Source organism: Dolichospermum flos-aquae CCAP 1403/13F, assembly GCF_012516395.1.
Lineage (GTDB): Bacteria > Cyanobacteriota > Cyanobacteriia > Cyanobacteriales > Nostocaceae > Dolichospermum > Dolichospermum lemmermannii.
On record NZ_CP051206.1, the window covers coordinates 4,297,016 to 4,311,256 of the forward strand.

The window sequence follows — 14,241 nt, forward strand, 5'->3', positions numbered from 1 at the left end:
TCTCGTTCCCAGTCTCAGACTGGGAATGTAGATGGCGGCTCTGCCGCTAGTGACATGAGGCAGAGCCTCAGCATTGGCATTCCTAGCCGGAGGCTAGGAACGAGGTCAAACTGTCAAAAGGGTAAACGTAACCAACGAGTCATAAAATCATTGTAGCGATCGCTCAGGGAAGGATTACGCAATTTCTGATCTTTTAACTTGACAATCAATTGATGACCCAAGGGAGTTAGGCGAAAACTGTCTGTAATGCCCTGTCCATCAACTTCTCGCCGCAATACTCCCACATCAATTAACCAGGCTAAAGCGTTTTCACAGGTCAATTCTGATAAGGGTTGCTTGGTGTAACTTTGCTGATTTCCTTTCTCCATTGCTATAGCACCTAGTTGGATACTTTGGCTAGTCATGGCTATAAACAAATTGAGGTTGAAGGGCGAACAGATTAGCGATCGCTCGGCTCTTTCTAGGGCTTTACTATTATAAACTAAGGGTTTGAGGTTTGAGGAATCCACAGTAGACATTTTTTATTACTCTAAGTTGTGCTTTTTGTCAATGCTTTGAAAATAAATACCTCTTTGGCAGAATATTCCGTAAGCAAGTTATTTAAATATTGTAAATTATTGTAAAATCTTGATTGCATAAAGATTTTTAAACAGGACAAAGTGAATTATGCCTCTATCAGTTGGTACAGACGCACCTGCATTTACCGCCAAAGACACTAACGGCAATACAATTTCATTATCTGATTTTGCTGGTAAAACAGTAGTTCTCTACTTTTACCCCAAAGATGACACACCAGGCTGCACCAAGCAAGCTTGTAGTTTCCGTGATTCTCAAGCTGAATACAAAGACAAAGATGTAGTTGTCTTGGGAGTAAGTGCTGATGATGAAGTTTCTCATCAAGCATTCACCAATAAATATAATCTGAATTTCCCTTTATTAGCTGATACCCAGAAAAGCATCATTACAGCTTATGATGTTGATGGTGGTGGTTACGCCAAGCGTGTTACCTACATCATTGATGGTAATGGCAAAATCATTGATGTTGATGCTGCTGTTAACACTACTACTCAAGCTAGTGATGTTTTAGCAAAACTGGGACTTTGATCATTAAGTATACTCAAAACGGCTTGATTGTTTGATTCTAAACCTAGGGGTTTAGCAGTGCTAAACCCCTACACATCTGGGTTCTTTGTCATTTGGCAAAAGTTTAAATCTCACCCTTGTTTAGTATAACTCCGTAGAGGCGCAGGACTTGCGCCCATTATTTCCCATTTAAGTGTTATTTACCTGATGATGGTAAAATCTGTAAGGGAAGTAGATTTTGTCCAGGGATAATTGCAGAAGAGCCTGGATTTTGTTTTAGTTGAGGCTGAAGAAGTTTTTGTTGTGCAGCTTTAAATGTGGCTGCGGCTAGGTCTAGCTGTTGATTTTGTTCATCAGCATTCCATTGAATAGTCCCAAAGTTGGCTTGATGAATCATGTTCATCATATCGAAACCTGAGCCATTGCCAGATAAAGGATTACTACTGCGATAGCCTTGCTGACCTAAGGTATCACTTTCCAAACTACCAAAGGGTTGATTAGTATCAGCTAAGGTGGGTTCTACTACTAGGATAGAAGCAAAGCTAATCCCGGCGATAGTGGCAACAATAATTTTGTGAACTAGTAAAAATGGTCTTTTCATGAAATTTCTCCTTATATATTTTTAAGCAAGACTCCGGCGTAGTTGGGGTTGAATACTCAGTAAAGCCACTAATGCAAAACCTAGTAACACTAATAACGCTCCCCCAAAGGTAACATCACCCCAAAAGGCGTGCATTACTATATCATTTAATCCCCAACTGCTGTGTAGATATAAATAGCGAATCGGTTCAATCGCATAACTGAGAGGGTTGATGGTAGCAATAACCTGTAACCAACCGGGCATAAAGGATAAAGGCGCTAAGGCTGTGCTGGCAAATAATAATGGGAGGTTAGTGACAAAAATTACGGCGATAAGTTCAATGTGTCCGGGTAATGCAAAGGCTAAACCCAAGGAAATAGCGGTGACACCCAAAGCCAGTAGAAAGACAATGAGAGCGATCGCACATAATCCTGTAAAATCAGGTAAGCCAGCCCCTAAAAATGCCGCTGCTGCCACAATTACCGCTGCTTGTAGTAAACTTTGGCTAATAATAAAAATAGCAGAAGCAAAAACAATTGAAAAGCGTGAGGCTAGAGGTGCAACCAGCAACCGATTTAAAAAGCCAAATTCCCTATCGAACATTACAGGTAAACCGGCATTCAAAGCCCCAGCAAAAGCAGTAAATACTATGACACCTGCTGCTAGAAATTGTCCGTAATTTGTCGTACTACCAAATAAGCCTGTGGGTGCATTTTGGAATAATGCCCCAAATAAAACTAACCACATGACAGGCTGAATAATCCCGGCTATCAGGCTAGAGGGACGGCGTTGGAGTTGAATAAACAGACGACGAGTTAAAGCAAAAGTTTCTTGAACAATTTCTGCGAAAAAATTGGAGGTTGTATCAGCAACTACAGGAGATGAGATTAATTGTTGCCAATTCACAGCTACTTTATCATTACTCATAGAATGTTAAAATTAAAAGGCATCAATTATAAACATTCCTGCAACTTGTTAGTTAGCAAAAAATATTTATAATTCTTAACTCTATATTACAACGAATCCCCAACAAGATCAAAGTAGAGAAATTGCCATTTTGATGCTGTTACTGTCGAAGCCAAAATACTGCGATACTATACTCTATACATAAATCACATAATATAAACTGATCATGGAGCTAAATTCCTTACCGACAGAGGTAATTTTGACACATCCGCGTCAGTCTCTTGGTAAATTACAACTTGATTGGACACCCCAACCGGGAAATTATCTTGATTTTGCCGAAAAAACCTACGTAGTTTTAGAGCGTTGCCATAGATATCAGCTTAAAGGCGGACGCTATAGTTTACACAATATCGCTATTTACGTACAAAAAGCCCAAAGACCAGAACAGAAAAGTTTAGTAGAAGGACGTTGGGTTATAGGTGATGCTACCTGTAACTATAATGCTCTTTCAGAAATTATGCGTTGTGCAGTTAATCCAGAAGGACCTTGTAAATCTTGTCGGTTCTATGAAAGTTAGTTGTCAGTTGTCAGTAGGGGCGAAGCATTTGGAAGATAAATTATCGGTCATTGCCAAAAATAGTTCTCCAAATGCTTCGCCCGTACAGTTGTTCGTTGTCAGTTGTTCGTTGTCAGTTGTCAGTTGTTAATTACCAATTACCAATTACCAATTACCAATTACCCATTACCCATTACCTCACCGACAGTTAACCGAGTCCCATTGACAAAATCCCATCCTGACTGGGGACGTTTACCCGTTAGCTGTACTTCTCGCAATAGCAATAAACCTACCCCTGTTTGGACAATTGCTCCTAGTCCTTTAGTAATATTAACTACCTCTCCAGGCTGTCCTGATATGGTTGACAAATTGGGTATTTTATAAATTTTTTCTAGTAATGGCTCTGGTAATTCGTGAATATACGCAGAATCTAGGGGGACAGTAGCAGTAATTTTCAATGCTTGGTTGCGAAAAGTTGCTGTACAGTTAGGATAAAATCCGCGAATTTGATTATGTAATTGGATGGCACTTTGTCCCCAGTCCAAGTTATAATCTGGCTTCTGAATCAAAGATGCGTAAGTAGCTGCGGTATGATCTTGGGGAATCGGTGTAAATTCTTGACGTTCTAGTTTGTATAGGGTTTCTATGAGTAAATCTGCACCAGTAATAGCCAACTTTTCGGCTAAAACCTGAGCATTATCTAGTAATTGAATTGGTATAGTCGCTTTTAGAAGCATATCCCCTGTATCCATGCCCCTATCCATGAGCATAGTTGTGATCCCCGTTTCTTTTTCTCCGTTATATATACTCCACTGAATTGGCGCAGCCCCTCGATACTGAGGTAAAATTGAACCATGTACGTTAATACAACCTAGCTTAGGCATATCTAATATCTTCTTAGACAAAATTTGCCCATAAGCAATAACCACAAATATATCTGCTTCTATCTGCTTGAGTTGTGTTAAGGTTTCAACATCTTTTTTAACTCTTTGCGGTTGCCATACTGGAATATGATGATCTGTAGCAAAGGCTTTCACTGGTGAAGGTGTCAGTTTATTCCCTCGTTCTCGACGTTTATCCGGTTGAGTGACTACGGACATCACCTGAAAATCCTTGTTTTCTAAGAGTTTTTCCAAAGTGGGAACTGCAAAGTCAGGAGTGCCAAAAAATACTATTTTCATTACTTATTAATTATTAATTACGAGTCATGAGTCATTAATCAATGGTAAGTGTGTTCCTCATCACTGACAACTGCGACATCTGAATATTAATAGAATTATGTTGAGAATTTTTGATTAAGGGCAAGGAATTTTCGCAGTTTGATGGTATAGTGTTTACTATTGGTTCAGCAAAAACAGCCTCAATACATCATAATACTTTCGGTAATTAGTTGAACTATCGCCATTTGCATCTACTATTGATGATTTTTGTGTGTCTATCTGTGTTTTGCAGTCAGTTATTTCTCTACGAAATCAAAATTATTCAATAATTACCCAAGTTAAAAATAAACTGTATTTGCTTAATCGCAGCATTTACGAGTCTAAACTTCAGTTTGTAGGTTGGGTGTATGAATTTAATGTTTTTATTGTTTATTGTTGATTGTGCAGCGGTTAATCTCAAGTTGCCAGCAATAGATAGGTTTTAGTTGGGTAAAGCCCGCGCTGTTTGTCCGGCTATGAACAGGGTATCTTATTTTAGACTGGCTTTAGCTAAGAATGTTTTCAAGAGCAAGAGCATCTCTAAATCTTGGCTACTAGCTTTAGTCAATTAAAAATTCATCTATGTTCCACTTAAATTGAATATGGATGTTACTGATGCTAACAATAATAACGGCAGTTATTAACAGATGTAATTTACTGTTAACTTTAATCCCGTTATTTTGGATATTATGTAAAGATTATGAGGGGGTAAATGGTGATACTAAAACTTTTGTAAAGCAATACAACATTTGAATCAATTATCTTGTCGAAGCTTTTGGTTTGTTGGTAAACATATAGTCATAGCTTTTTTCCATTCCTGTATAGATACTGCCCGCACTTAGCAACTGCCCCTAGAGAGTCTCATCATGCTTAAACCCCTTTTGGTGTCGGAATGGTTCCGTGTTAAACCATTTCTCAAGTACATTGCCATTGTTATAGTAATTTCACCCTTCCTGGGAATGTCTATTCATGCTACCTTAGCGAAACAATCAGAAGTAGCAAATAGTAGGGCGAAAAATAGCAAATCTCAGATAAAATTGGCAGAAAGTGCTGCTACGAGGCAGTTAAATTTACAATTTGCTCAAGTTAACTCTCACACAGGAAAAATACTTGTTGGTGAAGGAATACAGTCATTACCAAAAGATATAGTTATTTCAGGGGCAGAAAGAGAAAATTCTCAACTGGGGGATGATGTTGTTAGCAAAACTGTACCATCAGTTAATGTTGCACAACTTCAAAGCAAGACATCTATTAATCAAGCTAATTTAATTCAAAAATTAAAAGATGCCAAAGAAGAAGCTGATTTAAATTCTCCAGTCAGTGGGAATTCTCAATCTCAAGAATTAGCAACATCAACAGTTACTCCTAAAAATGGAGAAATACCTGTTAGTGAACGGCCAAATGAGTCGGAAATGGCACAGACTGACCCTATAGGTAGTCCCCATCCGATACCTTGGCAATGGATTCTGGCTACTCAGGAAGCGATTGGTGCTAAAGGTGGTTCTGGTGTTCGCTACTATCGGAGTATTCCGGTGATTTCTCCTGATGGCAAATATGCGATTTATAGTCGGGTGCAAATGGAAGTAAAACCGGAAATGCACAATAGCCGAGTTAATAGCGTGTTGTTTGTGGAGGATAAACAAACTAAGCGGTTACGGGTGATGACATCAACCAGTGTGGTGATTGATCCCCTGTTAAAAAGACAGGCAATTTTGTCAGCACAAGGGGATAATGATGGTAAAATTGGGGTATTAGTGCCTGTTAGCTGGTCTGAAAAAGGCGATCGCTTTCTCGCCCGTAAGTTTGTGGCTATTTTTAATACAGCAGATGCTACAGATCAGGCTGTAATTTGGAATCGTCAACAGGATCATCTCAATGTGGTTAGTCCTGTACAATCACAAGATGATCACGAAAAAATAGCTATTTTGTTAGGTTGGAGTAAAAAGCAGCCTAATAATGTATTATTCCGTGCTGGTGAATTAGGTGAAGAAAATTGGCCTTTGTTACAAGTAGCTAATGATGGCAGAACTGTAGATATCTCGGCAGAAGGTGATCAGGCTGTGACTTTTGGTGAAAAAGGTAGCATTTGGGCAGATCCACAAGTTGCTTCGCGCTAATTGATTAATTGCCCTCAAAATGGCTTAATCGTGTGATTCTCTAGGTAGGGGTTTAGCATTGCGCTTTACCCTTACACATTTAGTTTTTTCCTAATCTTGTAAAAGTCCATTTCCTAGTTGTTCCCTGCTCAATGATAATCTCTACCAGTTGCTCTATTGCCAACTGTCTCAAGATTTCACTGTCTAGTATTGGGGGCAGGTTTTTTTCCATACCTGTGATTTTCCTCCTCCATTATCACTCTTGTCAATACCCCCACCTGAATCCTTACTAGAAAATTTAGGTGCGGCGTTGTTTAATATTTCCGAAATTGCTGATTTAGTAACTTGGTTAAATCAAGAAGATCATCATTAATAGTGATTTTTGGGTTGGTTTTTCTCAACCCAAACAAAAACTAAAAACTAGATCCCCGACTTCTTTAAGAAGTCGGGGATCTTATCGGTTTAAAAATCAACCCCCCGTTTCAATTCTACACCTTGATTTGCGTAGTGTTTATGACAATAAACCTCAGAGTGAATACTAGCCAAATCAAAATAAGCCGGTTGATTTTGACAGCGCCCAGTAATAATCACTTCCGTATCACGGGGTTTACGTAACAAAGCTTGAACAATGGGATCAACAGGTAACAATTCTAAATCCACAGTGGGATTGAGTTCATCGAGGATAATAGTCTTATACACACCAGAAGCGATCGCAATTTTGGCAATTTCCCAACCCCTCTCCGCTTCTATATAGTCTAAATCTTGACGAGAATTCCGCCAAACAATGGCATCCCGTCCACACCGTTGATGATCTACAACTTCAGGATAAGATTGCTGTAAAGCCGCTATAGCTGCATCTTCAGTATAGCCACTCCCACCTTTGAGCCACTGCATAATTAATACACGGGTAGAACCAGGATGATTGATACCTCTCCCAATAGCTTGCAAAGCCTTACCCAAAGCACTGGTAGATTTACCCTTACCTGCACCTGTATAAATTTCAATCCCTTCAATAAAGAGTTCTGCGGCTGTGGGGTGGTGGTGGGGTTTCATTTCCGAATGCAAATCCGCAATATCTAATAATGCTTGTGGTGCAGCGCGTCCAGTCGTAATGATTTCCAATTCTTGGGGTTTAGATTTTAAAGTGTTTACCACTTCCTCCACCGATAACAAACCCAAATCCAAAACCGGGTTAATTTCATCCAAAACAACTACTGAATACAACCCGGAAGCGATCGCACCTTTGGCTACATCCCAGCCCCGTGCAGCCTCAGTTCGATCAAAAGGTGTAATTTGATCATGGCCAAAAAACTCCGCTCTTCCTGTGCGAACCTGATCAATAAGATGGGGAAACCCTCGCTGTAAAGCAGTTATCGCTCCATCTTCATCATAATCCCGTTCTGGACCCTTCAAAAACCGCAGCAATAAAACCCGGCTAGAATCACTGGGTGTATTAATGCCCAAACCAATCGAGCGCAAAACCACTCCTAAAGCTGCTTGGGACTTACCTTTCCCAATACCATCATAGACGTGAATTTGACCCGTAAGCCGCTCAGAACGCACTTGCGCTGTGCGAATACCGATACCGTTCCTTGTCATATTTTGAAAAGCTATAAAGTGGCAATTCCTTATCTTAACGAAACTAGAGTCTAGAATGTGCGGTTTTTTATCTGCGTATTACAGTTTGATGAATGTATAATATAATTATCTAAATATCTTGGCGCACTCAGATCATAAATGTCAGAAGAATGAGATAATTGCCGATTATCCGTATTCTTTCAGTTATACTCTGTACAACTAATCCCCAGATCCCCGACTTCTTCAAGAAGTCGGGGATCTAACTAACTCCTAAAATCTCCTTGTTGTTACCATTATGTCTGATGAATTATCACTACCTATAATTTTGCCCATTGGGGCGATATTTTTTGAGATCTTATTCTTACTAATTGCCATTCCCCTAGAAGCTTATATTCTGAATAGATGGCTGAAGTTTGATAAAAGAACCAGCATTTTTTATGCTATAGCCTTAAATGTTTTTTCGAGTGTAATTGGTTGGATTGTGTTTTTCACAGTCGAACCAATATTATCTATCGCTATCAAAAAAGAATTGATTAATTATGTATTTTTTAATAAACTTCAAGATCCTAGCATTGGCACAATGATAGTTTTATTGTCATTTACTATTTTTATAGCGACTTTTTTAGTGAAATTTTTACTAATGAAGATTCTCATAATTTTTATGGGAGAAGGAGGAAAAAAAACAGAAACAGAAATCATTTCTTCACAGCAAAGAGCCAGTTATATGAATATGGCTAAGTTGCAAAATACTAATTTAATAACTGCAACCTTAATAGCCAATTCACTCAGTTACAGTGCCATAACCTTCATTATCCTAATTCGCTCGCTCCCGATAAAATGATCAATATTCATCATTGCATTAATTAGAGGTAATCTCATGAACTTTTTATTGAAGGAAATAGGTGGCATATTTAAATATATTCAGGATTTATTTGCAGGAGTGCAAAAATTTCTGACACCAGCCAAAGCATACTCATGGCAAACATTTATCTATTTGAGTGTTTTTTCTTGGGGAATATCATATTTTGCCGTAGGGTATATTAGGGATATTATTGCCTTTTGTGGTTGGTTATTTTTATTAGCAGGAACAACTTGGTATACTACGGACGATCCTTTAAGAATTCCCGGAACTTTTATGCCAGTTGGGGCAGTAATCACGGGCTTTTTAGTGAGCGTCTTTGCCTTTGGATACCAGGAGAGTGGATTAACATTTAATACTATAGTCATTTGGCCGACAATAGCCGCCCTAGTTACAGCCATACCTAACTTCTTTGAAGGCAACGGTAGAGGATTGCCAAACGCGAAACTTCCTAAATTGCAAGATCGTCAAAAAGTTGTAGTTTTATTAGCTTGGTGTATGCTAATTAGTTGTTGGCTTCAGTTTTACTTTGTGATAGATAAATGGTTAAAAGAATATCCCAGTTTACGAGCAGATAATTTTCAGAAAAGTGCTTTTGTGATTAGATTAGAACCACAATCACGAAAGCCAAAAACTGGTGATTTGATCTTAAATAAACTGCAACCCTTAATTAATCAACAACTTGCCAATAAACCTTGGGGTGAAGTAGAAAAATGGTTACTAGAAGCTAATCAGCAACTAGGCAACTTGGGAAGAAGAACAATTAATAGTAATTTAGGTAAATCCCAAGAAAGACTACTATGGCGAGTTGAACCCCGTGTCGTCAATATCAAGTCTGGATATAGGCTAGATATTTTGACAATTTGGGCTGGACCAAGTGCCAACTCTCAAGGATATTACTGGAAAAAATCTTGTTTGATAGAACCATCTAACTCTGGTAAACAAACAGATAATAAAAATACCGTTGCCCGTCTAACTTGCGATCGCACAAGTAAATTTATCATGGGTTCTCCACCAGCACAACAATAAGGAAGAAGTAATTACTATGAATGTAATTAGAACCGTCGTCATGGCTAAGAATGTATTTCAGGAAGTGATCCGCGATCGCATCCTGTACATCATCGGTTTTTATGCCATTATCCTGGGTATTGCCTTCCGTGCCATTCCCGAATTTACTGTCACTGCTTTTGATAAAATCTTTTTAGACTTTGGTTTGGCAACCATGAACGTCATTGGTTTAATTGTGGCTATATTTATCGGCACAGGATTAGTTAACAAAGAAATCGAAAAACGGACTATTTTAGTATTAATTGCCAAACCCATCAGCCGCAGTGAATTTATTGCTAGTAAATATTTAGGGTTATCAGCAGTTATCGCTGTCCTCATTACTGCAATGACAATAATTTATTTAGGATTCTTACAACTTGGTCAAGTATCCTATCCGGTTACTAGCATTTTTCTGGCTACGCTATTCATCTTTTTTCAATTATGTTTAATTACTGCCGTAGCCATTACTTTGGGCGTTTTTACCAGTTCACTAATAGCCACAGCCCTAACATTTGCAGTGTATTTAATGGGGAATGTTACTCAAGATTTAGTGGCATTAGGTAAATTAAGTCAGAATCCTGGTATGGAACGCATTACCCAAAGTTTATATCTAATTTTGCCAGATTTATCTAGATTAGATTTAAAGAATGATGCTGTTTACGGTTTGCAAGCACTACCTGATACAATTACATTAATTACCAATGCGGGATATGGTTTGCTTTATAGTTTTATGTTGTTAGCGATCGCCATTCTTATTTTCTTAAGACGAGAATTTTAAATAACAAGATCCCCGACTTCTTAGAGAAGTCGGGGATCTGAAACTCTCGACTTTAAAAAATTTTGTGAAAATAATTATTGTCTATGATTTACGATTCCCCAATAAATACTACTGATAGTCTCATTTATCCTGATATTTATCATCACCAAGTTTCCTCGAATCAGCCTTTGAAACTAGGAATTATGGCTTCTGGGAATGGTAGTAACTTTGAAGTAATTGCCCAAGCTATTGCCGACGGTAAAATTAACGCCCAAATTCAAGTTCTAATTTACAATAATCCTGATGCGAAAGCAGCAATTAGGGCTGAAAATTGGGGTGTAGAATCTGTATTGTTAAATCATCGGGACTACAAAAATCGTCAAAAATTTGATCATAAAGTTGTCCAAACATTACAGCAGTATAATGTAGAATTCGTGATTATGGCGGGATGGATGCGATTAGTCACACAAGTTTTAATTGACGCTTTTCCTAATCGGATGATTAACATTCATCCCAGTTTATTACCGAGTTTTAAGGGCGTGCAAGCTGTAGAACAAGCTTTAGTCGCTAAAGTCAAAATTACTGGCTGTACTGTACATCTTGTTTCTTTAGAAGTTGACAGTGGCGAGATTTTAATTCAAGCGGCTGTTCCCGTTTTACCAGATGATACATCAGAAACACTACACGCGAGAATTCAAATCCAAGAGCATCGGATTTTACCAATGGCAATTTCTCTGTTAAAAGGGGAATAGGGAACAGGGAATAGGGAACAGACAAGGAATATAGAGATTTTTGTTTGCTCCTAGAGAAGTCACTGAGAAGCCCACACTGACCTACATCACATTACGTTTGAAAGTTGTGCCAGTTCAATAACTAGCATACATATGGATACGGACTTATTTATAGATTGGTATTTTATTTTCATCATAACTTACGCAACTGGTACATCAATAGGGTGCATCAGACCGCGCAAATCTGGCGAATAAACGGATTATTGATATCTGATTTGCCTGACTTCCTTGCTCCATCAGGGATACAAAGATCAAAAATAAGTAATTACAGCGATTTCCAATCATATAAGGTACATCCTAGCCCCCTCATCGCTTGCGGGGAGGGGGTTGGGGGTGGGGTTCTTGTTCCAGGTTTGATGACAATTGTATTAGTCTTCCATAGTTAACTTATATAACTTCAAAATCAGGGGTCTACCATGAAAAGCAATAACGTCACCGGTAAAAATATCCTGTTTGTTGATAGCCAAGTCCAAAACTATCAGGCTTTAGTTGAAAATGTCGGTGCTGATACGCAAGTATTTATACTAAATAGTCATGAAGACGGGATTGAACAGATTAGTAATGTTTTAGCTAATTACAGTGATATTGATAGTGTGCAAATTATCTCCCACGGTGGTGCGGGGATGGTGCAGTTGGGTAATACTGTCCTTAATAATGAGAATTTACAGGCTTATAGTGCCTATTTACAGGGTTGGCGTAATTCCCTGACTGATAATGCTGATATTTTGTTCTATGGCTGTAATGTGGGTGAAGGGGAGTTAGGGGTAGAGTTTCTTCAGCAGTTGGGTGATTTAACTGGGGCGGATATTGCTGGGTCTAATGATTTGACTGGTAACTCGGTTTTGGGGGGAGATTGGGATTTAGAGGTTGTTACTGGGAATATTGAAGCTGAGTCTGTGTTAGCGCCTGAAATCCGCAATAATTATCAGGGTGTGCTGGCAGTTTTTAAAGTAACGAATACTAATGATAGTGGCAGCGATTCGTTAAGAAACGCAATTGAAACCGCAGCTACAACCACAGGACCAGATGTTATTGATTTGAGAACAATTAACTCAGGAGTTTATGTAAATGGCAACTACTACATTGACTTGCAAAGTTCTCTTCCTACTCTAAACACATGGAATGACATCTTTTTTATCGGTAAAAATAATGTATTTATTAGTGGAGTTAATAAATATCAAATTATATCCATTAATGGCGCTACTGTAGCAGGGGAAACGCATCTAATTTTTTTTGACAAAATGTAACTTCTATGAATAGATAAAAAGGGCAGTATTACCATGTTAATATCAAGCCAATAAATGAGTATGAAGAAAATTTGATGGTAAATTCGTTTCTATAAGAATCAATAAAATGAGTTGAAGTGGTATTCTCAATAAAACTAAAGAGACAAAATTCACAAAATGAAGCTACCACCAAAAATCACAATAGTAGATCACTTTAAAGATTTAGAAGATAAAAGAGTTGAGAGAACAAAAAGGCATAAATTAATAGATATAGTAACCATTGCGATTTGTGCAGTGATCTGTGGAGTAGATAGTTGGGTATTGATGGAGGCTTATGGAAAAAAGAAAGAAAAATGGCTAAAACAATTTTTAGAACTTCCAAACGGGATTCCATCTCATGATACATTCGCCAGAGTATTTGCGAGAATAGATCCGCAACAATTTCAGAATTGTTTTTTGAGTTGGATAAAATCTATCAATAAAATTACAGAAGGAGAAGTCATAGCAATAGATGGGAAAACATTAAGGCATTCATATGATAAAGGAAAGGATAAAGGTGCGATTCACATGGTAAGTGCATGGGCAACTAGTAATAAATTAGTATTAGGACAATGTAAAGTAGAAGAAAAGTCAAATGAAATAACAGCCATACCGGAATTAATTAAAGTATTAGATATAGCCGGATGTTTAGTAACGATTGATGCGATGGGGTGTCAAAAAGAGATAGTAAAATCAATTGCAGAAAAATCAGGCGAATATATTATCGCACTCAAAAAGAATCAAGGTAATTTATATAAGAATGTAGAAGAAATCTTCAAAGAAGCTATATCTAAAGGGTTTGAGGGATTCAAATATAGTGAATTTCATACAAAAGAAGACAAACATGGAAGAGAAGAGATTCGTCATTATCTCATGTTATCAGACATAGAAGAAAGAATAGATACTGATAAGAAATGGGTAAATCTTCAAAGTGTAGGAATGGTAGAATATATACGAAAAGTTAATGGAAAAACGAAGGTTGAGACAGGCTATTATATAAGTAGTTTGACAAATAATGCGAAATTACTAGGAGAATCAGTCCGCACTCATTGGGGTATAGAGAATTCATTACACTGGGTTTTAGATGTAGCTTTTAGAGAAGATGATTGTCGGATAAGAAAGGATAATGCACCACAAAACTTTGCAGTTATTCGTCATATAGCAGTTAATCTTTTAGGAAAAGAAAAAAGCCAAAAACTAGGAACTAAAAGTAAGCAGTTTTGTGCAGGATGGGATGATGAATATTTAGAGAAGATTTTAGAATGTATCTGATAAAAATCAGAAAATATAGACAAATATAAATATAACCAATTTATTTTTCTGTTGATTCTACAATAGAATCTATATTTTTGATGCCAAAAAATATAGATATTAATATATAGAACTGAACAAAATAAATCCATCATTAAAAATAAATACTTACTCTAAATTTATGAAATTTTTATAATTTTAATAAAGGAATTTATCAGATTTTGAATGAAGTTAGATATTTTCCCATATTGATGCACTAATATAGTATTCTGT

16 protein-coding genes are annotated in these 14,241 nt (G+C 37.6%); 11 read left to right on the plus strand and 5 right to left on the minus strand.

Annotation, left to right across the window (positions count from 1 at the left end; genetic code table 11):
- Positions 1-113: 113 nt before the first annotated feature.
- On the minus strand, positions 114-518 hold the full coding sequence (locus HGD76_RS20580; RefSeq protein WP_168696873.1) for an Npun_F0494 family protein: 405 nt from the start codon (positions 516-518) through the stop codon (positions 114-116).
- A 148-nt stretch (positions 519-666) separates the two neighbouring features.
- Between HGD76_RS20580 and HGD76_RS20585 the strand changes: the two genes are divergently transcribed.
- Entirely contained in the window at positions 667-1,104 is a 438-nt protein-coding gene (locus tag HGD76_RS20585) for a peroxiredoxin (protein ID WP_015078425.1), read from the plus strand.
- Between the two features lie 175 nt (positions 1,105-1,279).
- Here the strand turns inward: HGD76_RS20585 and HGD76_RS20590 are convergent, their stop codons facing one another.
- The gene (locus HGD76_RS20590; protein WP_168696874.1) at positions 1,280-1,684 is read right to left on the minus strand and encodes a hypothetical protein; all 405 of its coding nucleotides are present in this window, start codon (positions 1,682-1,684) and stop codon (positions 1,280-1,282) included.
- A gap of 21 nt (positions 1,685-1,705) precedes the next feature.
- Entirely contained in the window at positions 1,706-2,590 is an 885-nt protein-coding gene (locus tag HGD76_RS20595) for an ABC transporter permease (protein WP_148766371.1), read from the minus strand.
- A gap of 205 nt (positions 2,591-2,795) precedes the next feature.
- On the opposite strand from HGD76_RS20595, the gene HGD76_RS20600 reads away from it, so the two are divergent.
- Both HGD76_RS20600 and HGD76_RS26000 read left to right on the plus strand, forming a co-directional pair.
- Positions 2,796-3,146, plus strand: coding sequence for a DUF6464 family protein (locus HGD76_RS20600; RefSeq protein WP_015078422.1), 351 nt, complete (start codon positions 2,796-2,798; stop codon positions 3,144-3,146).
- 7 nt (positions 3,147-3,153) lie between these two features.
- On the plus strand, positions 3,154-3,276 hold the full coding sequence (locus HGD76_RS26000) for a hypothetical protein (protein ID WP_267904280.1): 123 nt from the start codon (positions 3,154-3,156) through the stop codon (positions 3,274-3,276).
- Positions 3,277-3,304: 28 nt separating this feature from the next.
- Here the strand turns inward: HGD76_RS26000 and fmt are convergent, their stop codons facing one another.
- Positions 3,305-4,306: a methionyl-tRNA formyltransferase gene (gene fmt, locus HGD76_RS20605; protein ID WP_168696875.1), complete on the minus strand. Its 1,002-nt coding sequence runs from the start codon at positions 4,304-4,306 to the stop codon at positions 3,305-3,307.
- Positions 4,307-5,190: 884 nt separating this feature from the next.
- Here fmt and HGD76_RS20610 point away from each other — a divergent pair.
- On the plus strand, positions 5,191-6,441 hold the full coding sequence (locus HGD76_RS20610) for a hypothetical protein (protein ID WP_168696876.1): 1,251 nt from the start codon (positions 5,191-5,193) through the stop codon (positions 6,439-6,441).
- 241 nt (positions 6,442-6,682) lie between these two features.
- A complete protein-coding gene (locus HGD76_RS20615) occupies positions 6,683-6,793 on the plus strand; it encodes a DUF4351 domain-containing protein (RefSeq protein ID WP_233466945.1) in 111 nt (36 codons plus the stop codon).
- An 89-nt stretch (positions 6,794-6,882) separates the two neighbouring features.
- Here the strand turns inward: HGD76_RS20615 and HGD76_RS20620 are convergent, their stop codons facing one another.
- Positions 6,883-8,019 carry a cob(I)yrinic acid a,c-diamide adenosyltransferase gene (locus HGD76_RS20620; RefSeq protein ID WP_015078379.1) on the minus strand — a complete coding sequence of 379 codons (1,137 nt, stop codon included), beginning with the start codon at positions 8,017-8,019 and terminating at the stop codon, positions 6,883-6,885.
- A gap of 274 nt (positions 8,020-8,293) precedes the next feature.
- Here HGD76_RS20620 and fraC point away from each other — a divergent pair, with 274 nt between their 5' ends.
- The 6 genes from fraC to HGD76_RS20650 all read left to right on the plus strand — a co-directional run bounded on the left by fraC (position 8,294) and on the right by HGD76_RS20650 (position 13,989).
- Positions 8,294-8,839: a filament integrity protein FraC gene (fraC, locus tag HGD76_RS20625; protein WP_168696877.1), complete on the plus strand. Its 546-nt coding sequence runs from the start codon at positions 8,294-8,296 to the stop codon at positions 8,837-8,839.
- Positions 8,840-8,875: 36 nt separating this feature from the next.
- Entirely contained in the window at positions 8,876-9,886 is a 1,011-nt protein-coding gene (gene fraD / locus HGD76_RS20630; RefSeq protein WP_168696878.1) for a septal junction protein FraD, read from the plus strand.
- Positions 9,887-9,902: 16 nt separating this feature from the next.
- Positions 9,903-10,682, plus strand: a complete 780-nt coding sequence (locus HGD76_RS20635) for an ABC transporter permease (RefSeq protein ID WP_168696879.1) — start codon at positions 9,903-9,905, stop codon at positions 10,680-10,682.
- A gap of 83 nt (positions 10,683-10,765) precedes the next feature.
- Positions 10,766-11,413, plus strand: coding sequence for a phosphoribosylglycinamide formyltransferase (gene purN / locus HGD76_RS20640; RefSeq protein WP_168696880.1), 648 nt, complete (start codon positions 10,766-10,768; stop codon positions 11,411-11,413).
- A 455-nt stretch (positions 11,414-11,868) separates the two neighbouring features.
- Complete coding sequence (locus tag HGD76_RS20645) at positions 11,869-12,699, plus strand: DUF4347 domain-containing protein (protein ID WP_168696881.1); 831 nt, start codon at positions 11,869-11,871, stop codon at positions 12,697-12,699.
- A gap of 156 nt (positions 12,700-12,855) precedes the next feature.
- Entirely contained in the window at positions 12,856-13,989 is a 1,134-nt protein-coding gene (locus HGD76_RS20650) for an ISAs1-like element ISAsp2 family transposase (RefSeq protein WP_168694588.1), read from the plus strand.
- Positions 13,990-14,241 lie beyond the last annotated feature (252 nt).

Bases quoted from the DNA above. Each gene is read 5' to 3' on its own strand.
- HGD76_RS20600 (WP_015078422.1), top strand. From the start codon at position 2,796: ATGGAGCTAAATTCCTTACCGACAGAGGTAATTTTGACACATCCGCGT.
- HGD76_RS20595 (WP_148766371.1), bottom strand. From the start codon at position 2,590: ATGAGTAATGATAAAGTAGCTGTGAATTGGCAACAATTAATCTCATCT.
- HGD76_RS20580 (WP_168696873.1), bottom strand. From the start codon at position 518: ATGTCTACTGTGGATTCCTCAAACCTCAAACCCTTAGTTTATAATAGT.
- HGD76_RS20585 (WP_015078425.1), top strand. From the start codon at position 667: ATGCCTCTATCAGTTGGTACAGACGCACCTGCATTTACCGCCAAAGAC.
- HGD76_RS20610 (WP_168696876.1), top strand. From the start codon at position 5,191: ATGCTTAAACCCCTTTTGGTGTCGGAATGGTTCCGTGTTAAACCATTT.
- fraC (WP_168696877.1), top strand. From the start codon at position 8,294: ATGTCTGATGAATTATCACTACCTATAATTTTGCCCATTGGGGCGATA.
- purN (WP_168696880.1), top strand. From the start codon at position 10,766: ATGATTTACGATTCCCCAATAAATACTACTGATAGTCTCATTTATCCT.
- HGD76_RS20620 (WP_015078379.1), bottom strand. From the start codon at position 8,019: ATGACAAGGAACGGTATCGGTATTCGCACAGCGCAAGTGCGTTCTGAG.
- HGD76_RS20650 (WP_168694588.1), top strand. From the start codon at position 12,856: ATGAAGCTACCACCAAAAATCACAATAGTAGATCACTTTAAAGATTTA.
- HGD76_RS20635 (WP_168696879.1), top strand. From the start codon at position 9,903: ATGAATGTAATTAGAACCGTCGTCATGGCTAAGAATGTATTTCAGGAA.
- fraD (WP_168696878.1), top strand. From the start codon at position 8,876: ATGAACTTTTTATTGAAGGAAATAGGTGGCATATTTAAATATATTCAG.
- HGD76_RS20645 (WP_168696881.1), top strand. From the start codon at position 11,869: ATGAAAAGCAATAACGTCACCGGTAAAAATATCCTGTTTGTTGATAGC.
- HGD76_RS20590 (WP_168696874.1), bottom strand. From the start codon at position 1,684: ATGAAAAGACCATTTTTACTAGTTCACAAAATTATTGTTGCCACTATC.
- fmt (WP_168696875.1), bottom strand. From the start codon at position 4,306: ATGAAAATAGTATTTTTTGGCACTCCTGACTTTGCAGTTCCCACTTTG.